Annotated in this window: 2 protein-coding genes; both read right to left on the reverse strand. The window is 64.9% G+C overall.

Translation table 11 applies throughout. From position 1 onward, the window contains the following. Window positions 1-429 precede the first annotated feature (429 nt). The gene (locus CRO22_RS19005) at window positions 430-594 is read right to left on the reverse strand and encodes a hypothetical protein (RefSeq protein ID WP_170952728.1); all 165 of its coding nucleotides are present in this window, start codon (window positions 592-594) and stop codon (window positions 430-432) included. Window positions 595-999: 405 nt separating this feature from the next. Further along, on the reverse strand, window positions 1000-1409 hold a 410-nt coding region (locus CRO22_RS18495), incomplete at its 5' end, for a hypothetical protein (RefSeq protein ID WP_097071602.1).

The following is a 1409-nucleotide window of genomic DNA, read 5'->3' on the forward strand; positions in this document are numbered from 1 at the left end:
TGACGCGGAAGCGTGGCGGCCCGGAGGGACACGCAGCCGCAGAAACTCCCGATCACGGAAGATCCTTCTCGTCGCCTGACTATTTCAGCAACCTGTTAAGGCACGTTGTTCAGTGGACCACCCCGGAACGACCTCATTTGCGTTTTACAGATCGCTCGGCTGGGAGTTTGATTCAGTGCACATGGACGACCGCTCTCCACCCGCGGTTGTTCAGGCGGACATCTCGCTGAGACCCGTGCGAACGACTGCTATTCCAAGATTGCTGCAGCTGCTGTTTGTCCGCTCACCGCCCGTTACGCGGGCGCACCCAGACCAGTGCCCGGGAACAATCCGGGCTCATCGCGATGGCATCGCCGATCACGCGGTCGGCGATAGGTGCGGCGGCGCACCGGCACCGCACCCGGGCCATCAAGAGGTGAGGCCGAGGCCTCACCCGAAGGGATCGTATTCCGAGACGATCAGCACCTCGTCGCCGTCGATCTCATCGGCGGGGACGGCGCCAAAGGTTCCATCCCCTGCCTGAAAGACGACGATCGAGACCATGAGCGTGGCGGCGAGGGAGGCGGCGAAGGCGTGGGCATCTTTGCGGGACATCTGTTTGGCTCCTGTCTGGGAGGCGGGGGACCGTCCCCCGCGCGACAGGACCCCGCAGGCCCGAAGACTGGCTGACATCACCGGGTGCGTTCGGCCCCTCTTGTGAAACAGGGCCGAATCCGCCCGGCGGCACGGGCTTGCCCGTAGTCCGACCCCTTGCGGGTTGATCTCGAAGACGGGATTCGGGGCAAGGAAGGGAATGGCGAGCGGGGGATGGTACCCCAACGACAGGAGCCGATTGTCCCGCTGATGCTCGATACGCCGCCAGCCTCCCGGCCAGGCTCGTGGTTGAAGACCTCCGTTTTGGGGGATGGACTATTGGCGCCCGCGACATCGCGGCATGAGGTTAGGGTCGGTGAGGTGAGAGGCCCGCCGATTGGTGAGCCCCTCACACCTTGTCAGGGCTCAGGCGGCCAGGTCCGCGCCCCCTGCCCTATCGCTGTCCGCAGTGCCGACGATTTCGAGCCGGGCGTTGCGATAGCCCTCGCGCGCAATCCAGAGCTCGGCCGCGGTGATCGACTCCGCCAGATGCAAGAGTTCGGTGTTGCCACCGAAGTCCAACAGCACCCGCACCTGCCCGGGCTTCGGTTCCTCCGCCACTTCGAACACGAGCGGGCTATCCGCCGAATGGCTGCGCATGATGGTGACGAGGATGACCCCGTCGGACGAGAAATTCCCCTCATGCAGCGTGAAGGAGGCAGGCGCGGTCCAGGTCTGATGGGCGCGGGGCGGTTCTTTCTTCACGAGACGGCCAACGCCGTTCGATCGCTCCCAGGCGGCAAGCTTCTTGGTGAAGCGCGCAGGCGGTTTGGGAC

This window comes from Rhodobacter maris (assembly GCF_900217815.1).
Classification (GTDB): domain Bacteria; phylum Pseudomonadota; class Alphaproteobacteria; order Rhodobacterales; family Rhodobacteraceae; genus Rhodobacter; species Rhodobacter maris.